This is a genomic window from Paenibacillus turicensis, from assembly GCF_017873435.1.
GTDB classification, from domain to species: domain Bacteria; phylum Bacillota; class Bacilli; order Paenibacillales; family Paenibacillaceae; genus Fontibacillus; species Fontibacillus turicensis.
The window spans coordinates 31905-47860 of the sequence record NZ_JAGGKG010000004.1; the positions used below are offsets into that span (position 1 = coordinate 31905).

Consider the following 15956-nt stretch of genomic DNA (forward strand, 5'->3'; position numbering starts at 1 on the left):
ACTATCCCAACTTTGAGGGATTGAAGAGGTTTGGCTTATATGATTATAATTCAGATATTGGATTGAGATTATAATTAGCGGCAGGGATGCCGAAAAGGAGAATGCATATGAATAACCAAACATCAATAGCTCCGAAACGGCAAAAAGTCCGCTCTGATATAGTAAATGAGTATGTAAAATCGCCTAAGAAGCAGAAAAAGCTGTATAAAAAAACATTATGGCTTGTTGTTGTCTCACAAATATTCGGAGGAGCGGGGCTGGCTGCTGGGCTTACGGTCGGAGCGCTACTAGCACAGGACATGCTGGGCAACGACAGCCTTTCTGGCCTCCCCGCAGCATTGTTTACGCTGGGCTCCGCGGCAGCGGCGTTTATCGTGGGAAGGTTATCACAGCGATTTGGGCGCAGAATCGGGCTGGCTGCAGGATTTATAGCGGGTGGAGTCGGAGCAGCTGGCGTTGTGTTTGCCGCGCTTTGGGAACAAATAGCACTGTTGTTTGTTTCCCTGTTGATTTATGGAGCGGGCACGGCAACCAATCTGCAAGCTAGATATGCGGGTACGGATCTGGCACTGCCACATCAGCGGGCTAAAGCAATTAGTACAGCACTGGTGTTTACGACGATTGGTGCAGTGGCAGGTCCCAATCTGGTAGAGCCGACTGGCCGCATGGCGGTCTTCATCGGTCTTCCTGCTTTGTCGGGGCCGTTTATTCTAGCGGCAGCTGCCTATTTGATAGCAGGTCTCGTGCTACTACTGTTTCTTCACCCTGATCCGTTTATCGTTGCCAAGGCGATTGACGAAGGGGAAAGATTGAATAAAGAGTCGCAGGTGAAAGGCGGCAAAAATCTTCAGGCTAAGGGAGAAGCAAGCCACCCTGAGATGGCCCATAACCGAACAGGACTTATTGTGGGAGCAACGGTGATGGTGCTGACCCAAATCGTAATGGTAGGCATTATGGTCATGACTCCTATTCATATGAAGCAGCATGGTCATAGTCTTGGTGATGCAGGTCTGGTGATCGGTATCCATATCGCGTGCATGTATTTGCCTTCCCTGTTGACTGGCGTGCTGGTGGATAAGCTTGGCCGCACCTTTATGTCTTATGCGTCAGGTGTAACGCTGCTACTAGCGGGTTTGACCGCGGCTTTTGCACCAGGCGAATCTATGACCTTGCTTATTGTGGCGTTGGCGCTTCTCGGCTTAGGCTGGAACTTTGGCCTGATTAGCGGAACGGCGGCCATTATCGACTCCACAACGCCGAAGGTTCGCGCGAAGACACAAGGCACAGTCGATGTGCTGATTGCGCTGGCCGGTGCGTCCGGTGGCGCTTTATCTGGTATGGTCATGGCTGACGTTGGCTATTCCATGCTTTCTCTAGCCGGAGGTTTGATGTCCTTGCTGCTTATTCCGATGGTGGCCTGGTCATGGAGGAAAAATTCAGCTTCTCATTGACGATATCACATAACCGCCTATAGCCAGCAACAAAAAGCTGGTGATGGGCGGTCCAATATTCAGGTCGTATTCATTTCAACATGAATAGCTAGCAGTTCATTTACAAGATGGGAAGCAAATTTTTATTTAGCTATGCCTAATTCGTAAAACTTTTCTATTTAAGAAAACGAGGAAGTATCATTGGTTGGTATTTTTCTAAACTGCAATATACCAGTATACCCCGTACTTATCAACGACTTCAGCACAGCAGGAACTCCATGGAAGGGACCCCATCTCTAATAGCACCTTTCCATCCTTCGCTAACATCTCATATGCCCTTTTTACTTCCTGTTCACTCTCAAAGTTAATCCCATAGCTCATAGTAGGGCGTGATCCTTCTAATGATGAGGCGAGCATGAGATTAACCAAGTTATCATTATGTGATTCGCTAACAGCAAATATTTCTTGTCCGTTTCTAAGTAATGATGCATGCATGTATGTGCCATCTGGAAATTTCTCATGGTGTCCCAAGTTTAGTCCAAAAGCTTCTGTGTAAAGCGCCACAGCTTCAATGGTATTTTTTATATATAAGGTTGCTCCTAGTTTCATCCTGTATATTCCTTCATTAATCAGATTTTATAAAGCCATACAAGTGAGCTTGTAGCTTTGAAATAGCAGCACAGAGACACATAACCAGTTGGCAAGCCAACTCATACTTCATACTTTATTTATAGAATTTGCTTCAGTTCATGTCCCGCGCCCTCAAATATGTTGTACTTGTGCGGAATGTGTAATGAATCTAAGTACAAATGCAAAATCTCATTATCACAGAACAATATATCGTCCGTTCCAATATGCAAATTTATATCGAGGCTGCCTCGGATTTTTTCTGCATTTTGTCTTATCGAGCACAAAATATTGCCATCCTCAAAATATCTTTCTTCTGTCATCATATCTGTATACAGCTCATTGGCCTTCTTCGGATCAGCCCCCACTGTACCAGAATCTTTGTGATAATAATGGTGATATGTACCTGCGTAAGCTGTTACCGTAGAAAATAATTCAGGATATTTAACGGCATAATTAAATGCCATACCTGCGCCCATCGAAAAACCAGAAATTGACCTACCACTACGGGCTGTCTTCGTTTTGTATTCGCTTTCGATATGCGGTAACAACTCGTTAATAAACATGAACTCAATAGGCAATTTCTCATATTTTTCGATAACCGGTGAAGTGTTTGGAAACACTGTAATTTCCGATTTGTTTTTATATATTTTTTCCATTGTCCACACTTCAGATGATTCATTACCGGTCCATCCATGTAAATGATATGAAACTGAGTATTTTTCACTATTCTCTTTGTAACCAGGTGGTAAATAAATATTGTAGCCAATATCCCTAGCCATAAACTGACTGTAATATGTTTGATGTATTACATTTTCCGGGGACTCCATTGGGGGATTAATGAATTCCATCTTCTACTCCTTTTCGCGGAAAGTCATATACTTTACGCAGTTTGCTTAGGTTAATCAAAATTAATATGTATATCAACCATAAGCCATAAGCGTCAGTCTGTCTTCATCGCATATGCTCCGACTATATAATTTTTACAGGAATATCTTATCACTGCTTAAATATTGTGTATTGTAAAAAATCGACATAAAATTATACCCTCAATGAATTTTCTTCAGAGCTTCTAAAGGTGTCATCGTATGGTAGCTTTTAAAAGAATTTATTAAATGTGACTGATCGGTATAACCGTATTTGAGTACAGCTTCCTGCGCATCAAAATGCTTTTGAAAAACAATATCGTGCCATAGATTCTGATAGCGCACGAGGTTGGACGTTTTCTTAATGGTAGTTCCTATGTATTCCTGAAAGAGGCGTTCAAGCTGTCTCTGACTAGTGCAAGCATAAGCACAGGCGTCTTTCACACCAGATGAGCCTCGACTTTTCAATATATAGTACAGTGCATTCATAACACAACTATTTTGCTTGGATAAATCCAGTTTTGACAGGAGAAAACGATCTGCTTTTATAACTCTTTCCTTCATCGTAAGTGTGTCGAGCAGCATTTCAGTAAAAAATGGTTTCCAATCCTTAAAATACAAGTCAATGTCATTATAGCTATGAACTGTTTCGCGCAGATGAAAATCGCAGTAAGCATGAATGCTCCAAAAGTAGAATCGTATTGCAAAACGCGACGTAACATCTGTTGTTTGTACAGGAATAAATGTAAAAGCCGTTTCACCCATGCCGCATAATTGACCATTTACAAAACCAGTTGTGTGGTTAATATCAAAAATAACATCCATGCAGGTATCTGGAATGACTAGCAAAGGTTCCAAACTTTGTTCATCCCGAGAAACTCCTGTTCCCCAATAATTCGCAATATAAGGTTTTAGAGGATCACAGGGAGTATATCCATTAAACGTAGTTGCCTGAGCTGTTAGCGGTTGATAAAGAGAAGCTAAGTTAACCATACAATAACACCTTAGACCTGTAGGAGTATTTTTCTATTCTTTGGCTTTTTATCATAACGAACTGCTTTAAATTGCTCATCCCGGGGCCTCCCCTCTTACTCAGATTATAAAATGCGAAACGAAGTCAAAGTCAAGCCTTTTAAAATCCCTTGACACTGGCGACGATGTGTTCCAACCTGACATTTTTATTATAACGGACAGCTCTACTGCTGTATGTGATCTAATCACCCACTGGTCATAGAAGATACCAAAAAAATCATAGTTTTTAACTTTTCGACTATTTTATAATTAATAAAATATGGAAGCCCGAGATAAATAACTTTATAGAGAGGTGATTGTATGAAGGTTCATTTTTTTCAATTAGATTCTGTTAAGGATGAAAGTTTAAAATACGCTGTAGTTGTGTCCCGATTTAAGGGAGAGTGGATTTTGGTAAAACATAAAAAACGTACAACTTGGGAAATACCTGGCGGGAAGCGTGATCCCTATGAAGGAATTGACAAGACAGCCGAACGCGAGCTTTTTGAAGAAACAGGAGCAACCTCCTTTACAATTACTCCCGTGTGTATTTATTCTGTACAACATGATTTGAAGGAGGAATCCTTTGGGATGCTGTTTTATTCGGAAGTGTCCGAGCTTGGCAAACTGCCAAATAGTGAAATAGGAGAATTACGTGTATTCAACCATTTACCTTCACAATTGACTTATCCTGAAATACAACCTCTTCTATTCAATAAAGTGTTGAAGGAGCTGGAGATAAAGCTTTCCTGATTTCTCATTAAGTAAGGTATTATAGAAAAGCATACTTCCTAAAAACCCTATCATAAGAGGACATTGTTCAATTAAGCTCATTTGCGTATGTCCGTTCTCGGGAACATATTCACAAATCTTACTGCTTAAGAAAAGGGCACTCTTACTAGGAGCGCCCTCAATCATTAACATTGATGTAATTAATAGTCTTTTTTCTTTACTGGAATCCAGATTTCACTTCGATACTTTGGATTTTTAGTGTCTGGACTCTCGTTCCACAAAATTTCAGGCCCTTCAACTACCTCATATCCTGAAGACGGAAACCACTCTGAGTATATTCTACTCCACACATTTTGAAGTGTTTCTGGGAATGGTCCAATAGCTTCAAACACTGCCCAGGCACTAGCATCAACTTTTAATATATCAAAATCTATAGTTTCATTATTTGATGTTGCTACTCCAATATAATGATCTAATTCTCCTTTTTCCTCCATCCTTCCTTCCGAGAAATTAGCAGAAGCACTAATAATACCTGTTGGCTCTACATTTGAAATTGCTTTTAATTGTGTAATAACCTCCGGTGTTAAAAGTTTAGTCATTTTTGCAATCTCTGGATTGACACCTTCAAAAATAATTGGAATTCTCTTCTTAAATCCTACTATCTTAAAAGATCCTTTCTCAACGATACGATAGTTCATTTCGCATCTCCCTTTAATTGATAATTGAAAGGTCATTCGAGGATAAGCTTTTAATTGTATATGCTCACTCCTTGCCTCAGAAGGGAGGATACCATGCAGGGCATGAAATGCACGGGAAAATGAATCAGCCGAATTATAGCCATATTTGATAGCCACATCAATTATTCTCAAATCCCTATCTTTCAAATCAAGTGCAGCCAACGACAGTCTTCTTCTCCGAATATATTCTGATAAACTTATGCCTGCTAAAAAAGAAAACATCCGCTTAAAATGATACTCTGAACAGTAAGCCATTTTTGATACTTCACTATAATCAATTTCTTCTGTTAAGTGCTCTTCAATATATGCCAATGCATGGTTCATACTTTTTAAAGAATCCATTGAATAACCTCCTTTCATCATCGATATTATCAAAGGGTGCGTTTTTCCATACGACAATCAGTGCACAATATAGTCGAGTCTGTTACAAAGTAGGGTAATAAAAGAATAAGGAGTTTTTGCTTTTTTGTGTTTAACATATATTCATGTCGTTCCGAACAAGAAATAAACAGTGTAATTTATGACTTATTAGTTCCTAACCAACCTCACCACGCACTCCACATGCGTCGTATGCGGAAACATATCCACAGGCTGCGCCTCAACCGCCTTATATCCCCCATCCTCCAACACACGCAAATCCCGTGCTAGCGTAGCAGGATTACAACTCACATAAACCACTCGCTTTGGCTTCATTTCCAGAATCGTCTCAAGGAGCTTCGCATCACAGCCCTTGCGAGGTGGATCAACCACAATCACATCGGCTTCAACGCCTTGCTCCCTCCAACGAGGGATAACATCCTCAGATGCTCCTACCTCAAATTGAACATGGCTCATATCATTTAACTCCGCATTCACACGAGCATCCTCAATCGCCTCTGGTACAATTTCAACCCCATATACCTTCTTCGCATGTTGGGCTAAAAAGAGAGAGATTGTCCCGATCCCGCAATACGCATCAATCACCGTTTCATTGCCAGTTAAACCAGCATACTCAACCGTCTTCTGATATAACACTTCTGTCTGTTCAGGGTTAACCTGATAAAAGGAGCGAGCGGAGATGGCAAACTTCACGTTGCCAATATAATCATAGATGACTTCACGTCCCCATAAAACTCTTGTCACATCACCAAAAATGACGTTTGTACGACGTGTATTCACGTTTTGACATACACTTATCACCTGCGGGATTTGAGAAGTTATCGCCTGTATCCATTCCTCAACCTTAGGAATCCGATCCCCATTTGTCACAAGCACCACCATAATCTCACCTGTCGTCCGCCCAATCCGTACAACGACATGGCGCAACAGTCCTTGTCCTGTTTCTTCGTTATAAGGAGCGATACCTAGGCTTCTACCAATCTCTTTAATATGAGCGATCACATCATCGTTTTGCTCATGTTGAATGAGACACGTCTCCATATCAATGATGCGGTGCGAACCTTTAGCGTAAAAACCACCGATAAGAGAGTTTTCTAGAGAGCTATGAGTACTATGAGTACTACGCGAACTACGCTCTGGAGCAACGCCAATCGGAACCTGTGCTTTGTTGCGATAACGCCAAGGCTCTGCCATCCCTAGTGTAGGAAGCACTTTTATCCCCTCTAACCCTACTATCCCTTCTGAAACTCCGTCTACTAATGATGCTTCTAATGATGCGGTGACACTTAAAGTTAAGCCCGTATCTGTATCTTCACCTTTACCTGTAGCTAAATCTGTATCCAAATCCTTTGCCACAGATAACTTCCCAATTCGCTCTAACGCATCAATCACATGCTGGCGTTTCCAGTCTAGCTGCCCTTGATAACTTAAATGCTGAAGCTGACAGCCTCCACATTGCTCATAGATGTCACAAGGTGGAGTCACCCGTTCAGGGCTTGCTTGCAGTACGTTAAGGAGCTTGGCATAACCATATTGCTTTTTCGTTTTAAGGACCTTAACCTCCACCTGCTCACCGGGTAGTGCACCTGATACAAATAACGTGTAACCCTCTACACGCCCTACACCTTCACCATCATGGTTCATCCCAATAATTTCAATAACGCAGGTATCATTTTTAGCAACCGGTAAATCAGCAAATACAGTATCAGAAATTTTAGAATTGTTAAAAACGTGGCTTTTCATCGTTTTAGCCTTATTTTTTACTTGAGCTTTCCCTTGAGTCTTCCCTTTAGTTTTAACTTTATCTTTTACTTTACCATTTGCCTTAGTTTTTTCCCTAGTATCTGCCTTAGATTCTACTTTAGATTTAGCCTTCAAACTTTGTTTGGAATCTTGTCCCTGTCTTTTCGTAGCATTTCCTGCCTTTTCTGCATTTCCTACTTTTCTTTCGTTTCCTGCATTTCCTGCATTTCCAGCGTTTTTTTCGTTTCTAGAATTTCCTGAGTTCTCTGATTTCCCTCTATTTCCTGCTTCATTTCCCCGGCGCTTATTCATGAAAAACCGTTCACTTCTTTCCTTAAATTTATTACATACAAAACCCCCGTCAATCCTGACAGGGGAACATGTCATATTTCTTCTATCAACTACACATTTACACATCTATACTATAATTCGATTGTTTTACTTTACCGTATAGACTTTCAAGGTTTCATCTTATTCATTCAATTTCATTCAACCTTACATAAAAATGCTTAAATGCCTAGGCAACACTTCAAATACAGCCGGCAACTCTCCACCTAATTCACCATCTACGTTAATTTCCACCTTATTAGGGGAGGAAACCTCCATCCGATTTGTTTTGAGATAAATGACACGATGGTCATTAAAATGATCTCCACGCACAACCAAGGTGACAAGGCGAATAAACTCTGCTAAATTACATTTTTTCACGGCGATGACATCAAAATAACCATCATCAATGGAAGCGTTTGGCGCAAGCTTCTCAAACCCACCAACGGAGTTACTATTGGCAATTAAGAAGAGCATAAATTCACCTGACATCTCATCATAACCTTCTGCCTTAATGGTTAAATCAATAGGTGATAAATTAACCATCTTCTCAATGCCTTTCATGTAATAGGCATGTTGTCCAATCATCGTTTTCAAACGACTTGGCACTTCATAGCTAAGCTGGGTTAATGAGCCACCACCAGCAATATTTATAAAATAGCGATCATTGGCTTTACCAATGTCGATCGGCTTTGTATTGTTGTTAATAATTAAGTCACAAAAATCCTCCCATTTTTTCGGGATTCCTAATGCTCTAGCAAAATCGTTTGTTGTGCCTAACGGAAATATGCCTAGTGGAGGTGGGTTCTCTTTACCTGCTAACCCATTAACGACTTCATTTAGCGTTCCATCTCCACCCGCGGCGATGATAATATCATAACCACGCTCAACCGCAAGCTCTGCTTCTCGTGTCGCATCGCCTTCACTTGTCGTTGCATGACAAGATGTTTCAATTCCAGCTTGATCCAACTTCTCAAGAATATCTGGTAAGATCCGTCTCATTTCTTCTTTTCCTGAGGTTGGGTTATAAATCAACCTAGCTCTTTTCATATCCATATCATGCACGCCACCTGTTTTCAAAATATCAATGATTTCATTATATGAAATAATCGTACGAACATCCAGTCACATTACTAATTAATAAGAAATCAATTAAATCAAACTCTTTTTTTATCTCCATTAGTATTGTTAACCACTCCTAGCTATTTTGAGACATGATCAGCAATAAAAATATTAAAATATGATAAAACAAAGAGAGAATACAGAACGCAGAAAACAAAGCAAACACACCTCAGCAGTAAGTAGGAAAATCCCTTTTATACTTAGGTGTGTTATGTTTATACCCTTTGGCTTAACTTATCTCTATCTTACTTCTTATTTCCTGCTTGCCCTTAACGTCCTTAACGTCCCAAACGCTCCAACGTCATCTTGTACCCATCATTTCCATAATTAAGGCAACGCTTTACACGAGAGATCGTTGCTGTACTTGCACCTGTTTCTGCCTCAATCTGGTTGTAGGTATTGCCCTTACCAAGCATACGTGCAACCTCTAAGCGTTGGGATAAGGATTGAATTTCATTTACGGTACACAAATCATCAAAAAATGTATAACACTCTTCAATATCCTTTAAGGTTAAAATGGCTTCAAATAATTGATCGATACTTTTATCATTTAGCTTCTTTAGCTGCACTGGATAATCATCCCCTATAAATAACTAGTACTATACCTCCATTGTACCTGAGCAGCATCCCCAATTTCAAGCATTAACGATTTCACGCTGTAAAGAATAACTGCCCAAATCCGCATCTGCCTAACAAAACCGGGTCATTCGTCCATACGTTTATCACTGCTCCAACATACAGTGTAATATACAAACGCCTATTCTATAGGAAAAGGACTGTGATAAAATGCCACATTATAATACGCCCTATCGCGGCGCAACACCTTCATCCTATCCATCAGGTCAATATCCTGGTATTAATCAGCCTGATGTAGGATTCGAGATGAAGGCTCAAGCTTCATCTATAACACCTTATTCACCTCAAGTGTATGGAAGCAGCTTTACCCCGCCAAGCAGTGCACCAAACGCTGGAAAAAGCGGTGGCTTCTCCATGCCAAACATCAATGACATTAAAGGCTTTATTGAACGTATGGGTGGGGTTGAAGGAATCATTGCAACGATGGGAAAGGTTCAAAAAGTAATGCAAACCGTACAACAATTTGCTCCGATGGCAAAAATGCTTACGGGTTTATTACCTGGCGGTAGCAAAGGTTCTGCCGCTGACGATGAAAGTGATTACTCAGAATACAAGCCACGTCGGAAACGTAAAAAAACGAAAAAAGGAGTGAAATCTAAGACACCAGTAAAACGCAAAAAACGGACTACTCCAACAAAAAAGAAGCGTTAGAAATCTAACCCCTTCGTTTTTTAAAATTTATATTCAAACGAGAATAGGGACGCCGCTCAATCTTTAAGAACGGTAGTCCCTACCTCATTTTCAGTCTATTTAAACCATCCACGGCGAATAAACCACGTAATCATCCAAATCGTAAGCCCCCCCATGATGGCAAGCACACTGATATAGCCATACTTCCACGTAAGCTCAGGCATATTGTAAAAGTTCATCCCGTAAATTCCAGCGATTAGCGTCAAAGGCATAAAGATCGTTGTAATTACAGTGAGTGTTTTCATAATCGAGTTCATTCGGTTTGAGTTTAAGGAGATATAGGAATCCCTTAGGTCTGCTGTCATTTCGCGATCACTATCAATCATCTCAGATAACTTCAGCAAATGATCGTAAATGTCTGAAAAATAGGCTCGTTGCTCCTTCTCATTTTGGACATGCTGTGAATTTAATATTCGATACATCATATCACGCATAGGCACAATCGTTCTGCGGAGCTTTAACAGTCGCCCGCGTAGTTCAAAAACCTGCTTCATTAACACTTCAACAGACTCATGTGCGCCCCATTTTTCAAGCTCATCCAGTTCATCTTCTATTCCATATACACAAGGAAAATATTGATCGACCAGTGCATCTATAATTGTATAGGCTATGGTAAAGGGTCCATGAGTATGAAGCTTTTTATCGTGTGCTCGCTTCATCATTTCATTCCATGCCTCATTGACCTCCTTCACAGGAGCATGGTGATATGACACAATAAAGTTGTGACCAATAAACAAATTCACCTCAATATTGGCTAATGAATCCGGTCGAATGGCATGGAGGACGAGGAATTGGTAGTCATCGTAATAATCAATTTTAGGTCTCTGCAAAACATATAAGCAATCTTCAATGGCTAAAGGGTGAAAATTAAAAAAATCAGACAATAGAGCTGACTCTGACGGGGTAGGCTCACTAAAGTCAATCCAGCTCCATAAGTATCGTGTTGTATCATGAATATCTTCAATCGGTACATCCATTTCAAGCTCATGCTTATGATTCATCGACAAAATTGAGATCACGCTTGCTCCTCCTCAGGCAATTCAGTTCAAAAATTTAATTCAAATTTAATTCAGATTACATTCAAAAAAAGCCAATCGCTAGTCAATTGGCTTTCCCTATGGGTTCTTAACTCTATTTTAGAATAATAACATGTAAATTCCACCTGCTAATAAAGCAACAATTGGAATCGTAATCACCCATGCAATAACAATACGACCTGCGACAGACCAACGAACTGCGGAGAAACGTTTTGCAGCACCTACGCCCAAAATAGATGAAGTGATTGCATGTGTTGTACTAACTGGCAAATGAATCAACGTAGCACCAAAAATGACAGATGCTGCTGAGAGATCCGCTGCAAAACCGTTAATCGGTTCAATCTTAAAGATTTTAGTTCCCATTGTTTTAATGATTTTCCAACCACCAATGGAGGTCCCTAACGCCATCGCTGTTGCAGCAGCTAGCTTAACCCACAAAGGAACATGCATCGTTTGCTGATAATTTGCAGTCACTAATGCAAACGTAATAATCCCCATCGCTTTTTGTGCATCATTTGTACCATGTGTAAACGATTGAAGTGCGGCCGTTACAATTTGCATGGAACGAAAGCCTTTATTTACAGTATGCGGACTACGAGATGCAAATATCCATTTGAGTATGGTCATCACAATATAACCAATCCCAAACGCTAGAACTGGTGAAATAAGTAGTGCTTCAATGATTGAAGTAAAACCGCTTAAATTTAGTTTTTCTACTCCAGCGCCTACGTATACAGCCCCTGCCAATGCACCAATCAGTGCATGAGAAGAAGAGGAAGGAATTCCAAACCACCATGTGACCAAATTCCAAATAATTGCGGCTGTCAAAGTTGCAATAAGAATCTCTAATCCATTATCAAGCTTTGTAGGATCAGCGATACTTCCACCAATCGTTTCAGCCACACCTGTAAACATGATCGCCCCTAAAAAGTTCATCACTGCTGCTAGCATAATTGCACGCCGAGGCTTCAGTGCTCTAGTTGAAACTGAGGTTGCAATTGCATTTGCTGTATCATGAAAACCATTAATAAAGTCAAAACCAAGCGCCAACGTAATAACCAACAGTATAATAAATGTACTATCCATAACTATTTGCACAGATTTTTTCTCTCTATAAAATTATCCGCGCAATTCTATACCTCCCAAATAATTAAGAATTGCGCATGATGATGGACTCAAGCATATTTGCCACATGCTCACATGCGTCGGTTGTTGTTTCCAATCTTTCATAAATCTCTTTTTTCTTAATCAACAAAATTGGATCTGTTACTTTAGCGAATAATTCCGTAATGCACAGTCTTAATAGCTCATCACCTTGGTTTTCAAGATCGTTCAAGCGGATTGTATATTCACGGATCGCTAGCAATTTCTTTTGAGACAATAAGTGAATTGCTTTTTGGATCTCATAAGCAGAAATACGCATAATCTCAGCAAATTTTGCAATATATTCATCAGGCTGGTCCAAATGATACATAACAAAACGTGTAGTTGTCGCCTCAAGTCCGTCAATGACATCATCTAGCGTCGTTGTCAAATTCATAATATCATCACGCTCAATTGGCGTAATAAATGTCTTATTTAATTCGACAATAATTGTGTGCGTATAGCTATCACATGTAGATTCAAACTCCTTCATTTGCTTGGCAAATTGCTTTACATCAGAAAAATCAGATACTTGTTGCGCGAAATAATCTGCAGCCTGTACAATCGTATCCGCCATATTTTCTAATGTTTGAAAGAAAATGTCCTTCTTCTTTGCTCGCATCTGGCTAACCCCTTTACATTTGAGGATGTGGCCACAACAGCACTGTGCATCCTCTACTTAATTGTGTATGCTAACATCTGCTGTTAACATAACCTTGATTATCTTAACACATCTAGTTTACATAAAGACATAATGTCGTAAATATTTCACTTCATTTTGGCAAATTTTACGCTAGCACTATACAAAACATACTACAAAATAACAAAATAATACAATATTTTTATATTTAAGTAATTATTGGATTTTAATATGACTGTTAAAATCAGGATTGTTCGGCACGATTAGGAAATGTGTTTTCCCAGGGTAAAGCGGCAACTCAGTATTGTCTTTTACAAAACGAATAACATCATCTGCTTTGTGTATCCAAGTTCCTTTGATCACCTTTCCATGTTGGAATAACATAGCATCCCCACCTAAATCCAGGTTTATACTTAGTCTTCCTACATCATCCAACGTTTTATGATCTGCACCTAAGACGATAACATTGGTCGCACTTAACTGCTCCTTCGTATCTGCGTCTTCGTGTGGGGCATTATTAATAGATCGCTTATACGTTTTACTTGCTTCATCATAGCTATAGCTAACTACATATTTTTTCAATTGAAATTTAACATCAAATTGTTTTGCATATTCGCCTTGAATTTCCACAGCCTCATCTTGAAATTTATATGTGGGGATTTCCTGATCGTCCATATCGTATTTTCGATAATTTGCTCCTTCTATCAGCTTTTCCAGGCTAGTGTACAAATTATGCGGGGCCTTTCGTGATTTATCACGCCAAAAAAATTTGCTGGCATTATAGATTTCATCAAGATCAGCTTTCTTTTGCCGCTGCAAAATCGCATACGCATCTGTACTTCCTCCCGCATGAGCAAGCACACCATGATAGCTTTCACCAAGCTCAATCATATAGGGACGAATGCTACGCACCGGCCCAATTTTAGTGACGACATCCGCACTTTGATAAATCGCTATTAATCTTGTAAGTCCACCTTCCGCTAATACTTCGTAAATAATATCAGCCTCATTTAAGCCAGCTTGTGGTCTAGCCTGAGGGGCATTATTCACCATAACTGTAATTGCACGACGATTAGATGGCTCCGTGATGGGTAACCCCGTTAAAGGGGCAGTATATGTAGTTGGCGGTGGAGGCTCAGGTACGTTAATCTGTGACTCTTCGTTCGTATTATTAGGTGTTGGAGTAACGGGCTGGGCCTTTTCTTTGCTACTGCAAGCAGATAAAAGCACAACACAGACCATCAGCATTAACAAAATACATCCTTTTCCCTTAAACCATTTCAATATCATAATCCTCCATTATTGACATATTTGTTCCATTATACGATGTTTTGCCCTATTTTCCACGCAAAAAAACACAAGTTAACTAACTTGCGCATGTTTTTTAAAATTTTTTTGAATTTTCACAAAGCCTTTTAAGGTGTTTTCTTATCCTAACACTCTAACAAAGAATAGAGGAATTAGGATAACTTCTTAAGCCTAGACTAGTGCCCAACTTCAGTTTAGGCTCTAGCTTTAAACTATCTGAGCCTCACCAACTTACATGACTCAATTAACTACCTAAGTTAGTGCGATAAAGCAGAGAGTTGCGAAAGGACAAGGGGGATTGTGGAGAAATGAAATGGGCGCCTTTAAAGTCCGATTACAACACCTCTATATTTATTCAAAGGAATCGGAATTTAACAGCGCTCGGAGCAACCCTCTTGGACTGTAGCACTCCTTCGCTCACCAAAGCACTAACTCAGCCTAAACTACTGCCCTACCTCAGTTTAGGCTCTAGATTTTAAAGTTAGTGGTTGACAACCAGCCCAGACTAGCGCAGAAACAGAGGGATTGCGGAGAAATGAAATGGGCGCCTTTAAAGTCCAATTGCAACCTACATAAAGTTAATTCTAAACAATTGGACTTTAACAGCGCTCGGAGCAACCCTCTGTTTCGTAGCAACCATCCCCAACGTTGTCAACCACGAACTATCTGCATTTAGCCCCTAAACTAAATCATCCAATTTTGCCACTCACTCTGCACCGACTCCAGCCCACCTAACCACGATTTTGTTTTATTAATCAGTTGCGCCCGATGCTCTGCAACGGAATAGGTATGATCACCCTGAAAGATGATCTCTTTATCACAGCGTCCCTCTTGACGCATCCATAATACTTTTTGATATAAAAATGCATAATCCACAGGGATATCCTCATCTGATGTGCCATGCACAACCAATACATCTCCAGCAAACTTTAGCGCTTCTTGTAGCGGCTGATACATCCCTAAAGATTCAAAAAAAGTAGGAGTCAAATGATACCCTAAATAATCTGCACTGCCTTTTTTTATGGCTTGATCATACACATCTCTGCCTGTGATTTTAACAATATCGTTAAACGGATACCCAACGGACGACCACAGCACTAAGTTTTTAACACGTTTATCTCGTGCCGCTGTGAGTAAGGCAATCATTCCTCCAAGACTATGACCAATTAGAGAAACCTGTGTAGGATCGATATCATCAATCCCTAATCCATAATCGATGACCGATTTAGTTTGCGCAATCATTGAATCCACACTATGCTCCCCGTAGGAGCCACTGCTTTCGCCACAACCAATGTAATCAAAGCGAACAACCAAGCTTCCCTCTGCCGCTAGACTTCTTGCTGACTCGACAAACAGACGATTTACACCAATTCGACTCCCTACAAAGCCATGGCAAATAATAACGAGAGGTACACGTTCCTTACACCGTCTTTCAGTATGTCTCTTGTTAGTAGGATAATGAATACTAGCTGTAATTTGTTCCTCCTTATGTCCAATCACAATATGCCGTTCCATACTTTTTTCCTCCC

The 15956-nt window shown here is 40.2% G+C and carries 15 protein-coding genes; 3 read left to right on the forward strand and 12 right to left on the reverse strand.

The annotated features are described in order from the left end of the window. Positions 1–107: 107 nt before the first annotated feature. Positions 108–1451 carry an MFS transporter gene (locus J2Z32_RS05755; protein WP_245251235.1) on the forward strand — a complete coding sequence of 448 codons (1344 nt, stop codon included), beginning with the start codon at positions 108–110 and terminating at the stop codon, positions 1449–1451. Between the two features lie 195 nt (positions 1452–1646). On the opposite strand, the gene J2Z32_RS05760 is transcribed toward J2Z32_RS05755, so the two are convergent. The 3 genes from J2Z32_RS05760 to J2Z32_RS05770 all read right to left on the reverse strand — a co-directional run bounded on the left by J2Z32_RS05760 (position 1647) and on the right by J2Z32_RS05770 (position 3916). Next, positions 1647–2039: a VOC family protein gene (locus tag J2Z32_RS05760; RefSeq protein WP_210088229.1), complete on the reverse strand. Its 393-nt coding sequence runs from the start codon at positions 2037–2039 to the stop codon at positions 1647–1649. Positions 2040–2158: 119 nt separating this feature from the next. Further along, positions 2159–2908, reverse strand: a complete 750-nt coding sequence (locus tag J2Z32_RS05765; protein ID WP_210088230.1) for an alpha/beta hydrolase — start codon at positions 2906–2908, stop codon at positions 2159–2161. Between the two features lie 198 nt (positions 2909–3106). Beyond that, complete coding sequence (locus tag J2Z32_RS05770; RefSeq protein ID WP_210088231.1) at positions 3107–3916, reverse strand: helix-turn-helix domain-containing protein; 810 nt, start codon at positions 3914–3916, stop codon at positions 3107–3109. Positions 3917–4255: 339 nt separating this feature from the next. On the opposite strand from J2Z32_RS05770, the gene J2Z32_RS05775 reads away from it, so the two are divergent. Then, complete coding sequence (locus J2Z32_RS05775; protein ID WP_210088232.1) at positions 4256–4687, forward strand: NUDIX hydrolase; 432 nt, start codon at positions 4256–4258, stop codon at positions 4685–4687. A gap of 179 nt (positions 4688–4866) precedes the next feature. On the opposite strand, the gene J2Z32_RS05780 is transcribed toward J2Z32_RS05775, so the two are convergent. From J2Z32_RS05780 to J2Z32_RS05795, 4 genes are all read right to left on the reverse strand, one after another. Then, positions 4867–5745 (reverse strand): AraC family transcriptional regulator, encoded by an 879-nt coding sequence (locus tag J2Z32_RS05780; RefSeq protein ID WP_210088233.1) that lies wholly within the window; start codon positions 5743–5745, stop codon positions 4867–4869. Positions 5746–5931: 186 nt separating this feature from the next. Continuing rightward, entirely contained in the window at positions 5932–7524 is a 1593-nt protein-coding gene (gene rlmD, locus J2Z32_RS05785; protein WP_245251256.1) for a 23S rRNA (uracil(1939)-C(5))-methyltransferase RlmD, read from the reverse strand. Between the two features lie 495 nt (positions 7525–8019). Beyond that, positions 8020–8901, reverse strand: a complete 882-nt coding sequence (locus tag J2Z32_RS05790; RefSeq protein ID WP_210088386.1) for a diacylglycerol kinase — start codon at positions 8899–8901, stop codon at positions 8020–8022. 350 nt (positions 8902–9251) lie between these two features. Beyond that, positions 9252–9542 carry a YerC/YecD family TrpR-related protein gene (locus J2Z32_RS05795; RefSeq protein ID WP_210088235.1) on the reverse strand — a complete coding sequence of 97 codons (291 nt, stop codon included), beginning with the start codon at positions 9540–9542 and terminating at the stop codon, positions 9252–9254. Positions 9543–9759: 217 nt separating this feature from the next. On the opposite strand from J2Z32_RS05795, the gene J2Z32_RS05800 reads away from it, so the two are divergent. After that, a complete protein-coding gene (locus J2Z32_RS05800) occupies positions 9760–10260 on the forward strand; it encodes a hypothetical protein (protein WP_210088236.1) in 501 nt (166 codons plus the stop codon). A 95-nt stretch (positions 10261–10355) separates the two neighbouring features. On the opposite strand, the gene corA is transcribed toward J2Z32_RS05800, so the two are convergent. From corA to J2Z32_RS05825, 5 genes are all read right to left on the reverse strand, one after another. Then, complete coding sequence (corA, locus tag J2Z32_RS05805) at positions 10356–11318, reverse strand: magnesium/cobalt transporter CorA (RefSeq protein WP_210088237.1); 963 nt, start codon at positions 11316–11318, stop codon at positions 10356–10358. 117 nt (positions 11319–11435) lie between these two features. After that, positions 11436–12422: an inorganic phosphate transporter gene (locus J2Z32_RS05810; RefSeq protein WP_210088387.1), complete on the reverse strand. Its 987-nt coding sequence runs from the start codon at positions 12420–12422 to the stop codon at positions 11436–11438. A gap of 64 nt (positions 12423–12486) precedes the next feature. Further along, positions 12487–13101 (reverse strand): DUF47 domain-containing protein, encoded by a 615-nt coding sequence (locus tag J2Z32_RS05815; protein WP_210088238.1) that lies wholly within the window; start codon positions 13099–13101, stop codon positions 12487–12489. 234 nt (positions 13102–13335) lie between these two features. Next, complete coding sequence (locus J2Z32_RS05820; protein WP_342453919.1) at positions 13336–14403, reverse strand: DUF3048 domain-containing protein; 1068 nt, start codon at positions 14401–14403, stop codon at positions 13336–13338. Positions 14404–15111: 708 nt separating this feature from the next. Further along, a complete protein-coding gene (locus J2Z32_RS05825) occupies positions 15112–15942 on the reverse strand; it encodes an alpha/beta hydrolase family protein (RefSeq protein WP_210088239.1) in 831 nt (276 codons plus the stop codon). Positions 15943–15956: the final 14 nt, after the last annotated feature.